Origin of the sequence: Streptomyces sp. NPDC042638, from assembly GCF_040647235.1 — a bacterium.
Classification (GTDB): Bacteria; Actinomycetota; Actinomycetes; order Streptomycetales; family Streptomycetaceae; genus Streptomyces; species Streptomyces rameus.
In genome coordinates this window covers 1-5,160 of record NZ_JBEZBT010000123.1, presented here as the reverse complement: position 1 = coordinate 5,160, position 5,160 = coordinate 1, and the positions used below count along the sequence as shown (strand labels likewise).

Here is a 5,160-nt window from a genome sequence, read left to right as displayed (position 1 = left end):
GGTTCGGAGCGGAGGGCAGCTACGGGCGGCGCTGGGCGAACAGGCCCGGTTCGGTCTCGGTGTGAAAGCTCCAAGGGGCCGCGCGGCTCGATGCGGCGAACACGACGGGAGCACGGCCGGCCCGACGGCACTCCGCCTTCCAAGCCGCCCGCATCTCACGCAACCCTACAAACAGCCTCGCCGATTGGGCCGTTGGAAGGAATCACCTGGTACCGGGGTTGCCCCTGAAGCCTCGCTCTCGTTGTCGGCGACAGATCCAAGTGACGAGCTGATCGGGAGAGAAGATGCGCGGTGAGCGCAAGGTCAGGGTGGCCACGCTGGTGGCTTTGACGGCGGGCGGCATGGTGTGTGTCGGGCCGGGAGTCGCCTTTGCCGGCGGCCAGGATGGTGGTGCCAGCGCCAATGGTGGCGCCGCGCTGGCTGATGCCGTCCAGCAGAACACCGCCCAGGCGCACCGGCAGAACAACAACTGCGCCGACGGGAACGGGCTGCTCCGCGGTGCGACGGAGCTGATGGGTGGCCGCACACAGACGCGATGCGTGACCGGTGACGCCTCCTTCAACAGGCGCACTCTCACCGAGGGCCGGGGCGCCAACGCCAATGGGGGCTCTGCGACGGTGGGGACCGTCAACCAGCAGAACGTGGCCCAGAAAGGCCGACAGAACAACAGCTGCGGCAGCCCGAACGACACACCCATCACTCTCATGGGCGCAAGCACGGAGAACCACTGCGTAGGGCTGGACGGCTCCACCAATGAGGACTCGGTGACCAGGAGCGGCGGCGCCAACGCCAACGGCGGCTCCGGAGGGGCCTTCCTGGACCAGCAGGACACCGCGCAGGAGGGCCGGCAGAACAACAACTGCGCCGACATCGACACCGCTTTTGTCAGGCTGACCGGCGCCGAGACCGACGGCCGATGCGTGGATCAGGACAGCTCGGTCAACAGGCATATGGCGACCACGGGCAAGGGCGCCACCGCCAACGGTGGCTCCGCGTCGGCTGCCGGCCTCGTTCAGCAGAACACCGCGCAGGAGGGCCGGCAGAACAACAACTGCGCCGACCCCATCGCCGGTGTCGTCCTGACCGGCAGCCAGGCTGAGGGCCACTGCCTCAACCGAGATGGTTCGGTCAACGAGAACGGCGTGATCAAGGGCGGTGGCGCCACCGCCAACGGGGGAAGCAGTCTGGACGACGACCTGCTGCAGCAGAACACCGCGCAGGAGGGGCGCCAGAACAACAACTGCGCCAACCCCAACAACGCCGGAATCAACGGCAGCGGTGGCAGCGCCCGGGGCCACTGCGCGAACCATGACGGCTCGCTGAACCGGGACACTGTGGTCAAGGGCGGCGGCGCCGAGGCCAACGGCGGTTCCGGCGGCAGTTTTACCCCTCAGCAGAACACCGCGCAGGAAGGGCGACAGAACAACAACTGCGCCAACCCCAACGGCTCCGAACTCGACCTCATCGGCGCAAGTGCTGAGGCCGACTGCACAAACCATGACGGCTCGCTGAACCAGGGCACTCTGGTCAAGGGGGGCGGCGCCGAGGCCAACGGCGGTTCCGCCGTCGGCGGCCTGAGCCAGCAGAACACCGCGCAGGAAGGGCGGCAGAACAACAACTGCGCCAATCCCAACAGCACGACCCTCGCTCTGACGGGTGCCAGCAGTACGAACCGGTGCGCGACGGACGACCGTTCCGCGAACGTGGACAGCGCGGACATCGGCGGAGGCGCCGAGGCCAATGGCGGCTCCGGCCTGCTGGACCTCACCCAGCAGAACACCGCGCAGGAGGGCCGGCAGAACAACAGCTGCGGCAACCCGAACGGCCTGTCGATCACCGCTTCCGGAAGCCGTAACAGCTCTCAGTGCGAGGCTGTCGACGAGTCCACGAACGTCGGCACTGTCACCCGCTGATCGGCCACCCCTGAGTCGACGCATCCCCGGTCTCACGACGAAGACGGCGTGTCGGCCAGGTACGCCCATCCCACCAGGCACGCCATCGCGGCCACCGCTGCCGTGTGCGACGCAAGCGGTAACCACTTTGTCCGAGGCCCGACCGAACGGCAGGAGTAATCACGATGCGGCAGCGAGGACGTCATGCGGCACCCCGCCGGTCCGGGCAGAAAGCACGGCAGGCCGTTGCTCTCGTCTTCACCGCCGGAGCTTTTCTGGCGGCCAGCCAGGAGATGGCTGTCGCAGACATCCTGGACGGCGATCTGTTCAACGGGCAGCTGAACACCGACCAGGAGGGGCAGGAGAACCTCGACTGCGGCAACTCCGCCCACCTGGTCCGGATCAACGTGGCGAAGACCGCCAACCAGGAGATGGTCTGCGCTGACACCGACGGCCACACACACCGGCGAAGCGGTCATCCGGGCGGCCCGCAGGCGATCGGAGGAACGGCTCTAGCTCCCCAGACGAACACAGCACAGGCCGGAGAGCAGAACCTCAACTGCGGCAACTCCGCCGACGTGATCACTGTCAATGTGCTGGGTACGATCAACGAGCAGACGACCTGCGCCGCCGTCGCCCGAGACCAGGCTGACGAGCAGGGAGGATTCACCGGCCGCGCCCAGGCTCTTGGTGGAACGTCACTGGGACAGCAGCTCAACACCGCACAGACCGGTAAGCAGAACCTGTACTGCGGCAACTCCTCCGACACTCTCACCATCAATCTTCTCGGGACTATCAGGAAGTACACCCGCTGCGTCGCCCTCGACAAGTCCTCTCGGCACGAGTCGGGCCCCGAACACCGGGGCCATGCCCTCGCCGACGCCGGTCAGGTGGTCGGTGTCGGGCAGAACACCGCACAGAACGGCCGCCAGAACCAGACCTGCGGCAGCCCGGGGACCGGCATCGACCTTCCGTTGGGCGAGACGAAACGCGACACCCACTGCACGGTTTACGACGCATCCGGCCCCGCGAGGTAGCCACCGCCGCACAGGGCCGCCGTGCCCGGGCCGCCGTGCCCGGGCCGCCGTGCCCGGGCCGCCGTGCCCGGGCCGCCGTCAGTGCGGGTTCGGTGGGGCGGGTGGACGCCGCGATCCGCTCGCGTCTCCGCCATCGCGGGGACCGGACGGTCATCCGCAGCCCGTCGACCAGGCTGGTCGGGTGGCGTATCTCGGCTGTACGCGCACTTATCCGGCCTGCGGTGACTGGCGATGGTCCCGTTCCCGTTCGCTGCGCCGCAGTGCGCGCCGCTGCTTTCCCGGCAGGGTGGCGGCCAAATCGCCCACCGGGGAGACGTCGTGGCAGTGGCCGTCCCGGCCGCCTCGGCACCACCACACCGGTGGGCCACCCGCCTGCGTTTCACCCTGGTACCAGTCGTCGGCGGTCCCCGCGGGACGAGGGTGCATTCCGATCCTGTGTTCCCAGCAGATCGGCCAGACCTGCCAGAGCAGTTCGGTAACGGTCGCCTGCGCCGCATCCGCGACGAGGGTCAGGACCGTCGCCATATCGTCCGGCTCTGGCGGGTCGCCCTCCTCCAGATCGCACGCATTGACCGGATTACCATGCCAACGGCCGTCCGGCATCGCCACGTAGACCTGCTCCTTGTCGCTCCCACTCGGGGGCGAAGGCTGCCAGGACGGCGCGGCCATCAGTATCAGCGGACCTTGACCCGGCAGGGTCGCCATCAGGTCGCGATTGACCGCAGCGAGTGCAGCCTCCAGCTTCGGCCACTGGCCGGGCTCGGCTTGCCTGTGCTCCGGGAGATGCTGCCGGTCATCACCAGGACCGAGGCTGACAAAGGAGAAGTGGCTCACCGCGGCATCGTGCCACTGCGCTGTCGTTCACCGGTGGCCGGGGGGCGGAATCGGGGTGCCGGTTAGAACTCCTGTCCCAGCACTCCTGTCCCCAGCCGCAAACATGAGATTCCCGGCGATCACCGATCCCGTCTTCCGGGTGTTCAGCCGCCACGGCACGCGGTCATGCCGTTCTGTCCCCGGTCACCAGTGATGCCCTCATCTGATGCCCTCATCGCGCGCGGGCTCGTCCAGGCACTGGCCGCCTGCGGCTCAATGTAGGGGCCCCAGGCGTACCGAACGGCTCGTTGAGCTGATCGCGGGACGCGTTCAGGCGCAGATCGACGACGCGCATAGGACCAGGTCTTAGCTGGTCATGCCCGTGTGGGCGAAGAAGTGCCCTTCCGCGCGGCTTGTACCGCAGCCGGCCGTCCGGGCCGGGGCCGGTGAAGGCGCGCAGTCGGGGGCCGGTTCGCGAACTGCGGGCGGGAGGGGGCATTCCGGCCGTGCGCTATTCCCCTCCGGCCAGTAGTCCTCGGTGGGCCTCGGCGGAGTGTCAGGAGACTGTCGTCGGGATGTCTCGCAGGGAGACGTTGGCGTGGCTCTTCTTGAAGCTCTGGTCCGACACGAGGGTCAGCCGGGCCGGGGACTGGACGGCCCCCATCGCCAGTGCGAGGGCAACGTGGTAGTCGGGGACCAGGCCGCCGTCGGAGCAGATCGGCACATACCCGCCGGTGCGCTCGCGGAAGGCATCCCGCGCCGCCGCGGCGTCGAGCACAGCGCTGGCCTGCCCGCGGCCGAGGCCCTTCCGGTCGCGAGTGATGCAGATGGAACCGCCGCCCACACCGACCTTGACGAAGTCTGCCCCCGCCTCGGCGAGGAAGGTGAGCGTCTCGCCGTCGACCACGTTGCCGCCGCCGACCGAGATCTCGGGATAGTGCTTCTTCACCCAGGTCAACGCCTGTGCTTGCCGGTCGTTGTAGCCGTCGGACGAGTCGAAGCACAGCGCATCCGCGCCCGCCTCCGCTAGGGCCGGGATGCGCTGTCATGGGGGTTGACGCCCGCGCCCACGCGCAGGCGCTGGCGGCGTCTACGACCTGGGTCGGGAAGCGCTTATTGTCCGCGGAGTCGGAACGGAACACCAAATACCGCAGGTTGCCGTCGCCATCCAGCACAGGGATGCAGTCCAGCCGTTCGTCCCACAGCCGCGCGTTGGCTTCGGAAAGCGCGATGTCGGGTCCGGCATGGGCCAGATCGGCGAGAGCGGTCATCCGGCCACTGACCGGTCCGTCCAGGTCGTGGCGCTGGGGGCGGAAGCCGCGGGAGGTCACCAGGCCGAGCAGGCGTCCGGTAGCGGTCCCGTCCTAGGGTTTGTGTGATGTCGTGATCAGTCGGCTGCTTGCAGGAGATCTCCGAGC

4 protein-coding genes are annotated in these 5,160 nt (G+C 68.4%); 2 read left to right on the top strand and 2 right to left on the bottom strand.

The genetic code is table 11. From position 1 onward, the window contains the following. Positions 1-284: 284 nt before the first annotated feature. The gene (locus AB0B40_RS37880; protein ID WP_345046341.1) at positions 285-1,913 is read left to right on the top strand and encodes a hypothetical protein; all 1,629 of its coding nucleotides are present in this window, start codon (positions 285-287) and stop codon (positions 1,911-1,913) included. Between the two features lie 272 nt (positions 1,914-2,185). Beyond that, the gene (locus tag AB0B40_RS37875; protein ID WP_345046343.1) at positions 2,186-2,929 is read left to right on the top strand and encodes a hypothetical protein; all 744 of its coding nucleotides are present in this window, start codon (positions 2,186-2,188) and stop codon (positions 2,927-2,929) included. A gap of 207 nt (positions 2,930-3,136) precedes the next feature. Here AB0B40_RS37875 and AB0B40_RS37870 read toward each other — a convergent pair whose 3' ends face one another. Both AB0B40_RS37870 and AB0B40_RS37865 read right to left on the bottom strand, forming a co-directional pair. Then, entirely contained in the window at positions 3,137-3,763 is a 627-nt protein-coding gene (locus tag AB0B40_RS37870; protein WP_345046344.1) for a hypothetical protein, read from the bottom strand. A 535-nt stretch (positions 3,764-4,298) separates the two neighbouring features. Continuing rightward, positions 4,299-4,748 (bottom strand): IMP dehydrogenase, encoded by a 450-nt coding sequence (locus AB0B40_RS37865; RefSeq protein WP_362268165.1) that lies wholly within the window; start codon positions 4,746-4,748, stop codon positions 4,299-4,301. Between the last annotated feature and the right edge of the window lie 412 nt (positions 4,749-5,160).

Coding starts and splice junctions, on each gene's coding strand:
- AB0B40_RS37880 (WP_345046341.1), top strand. CDS start 285: ATGCGCGGTGAGCGCAAGGTCAGGGTGGCCACGCTGGTGGCTTTGACG.
- AB0B40_RS37875 (WP_345046343.1), top strand. CDS start 2,186: ATGGCTGTCGCAGACATCCTGGACGGCGATCTGTTCAACGGGCAGCTG.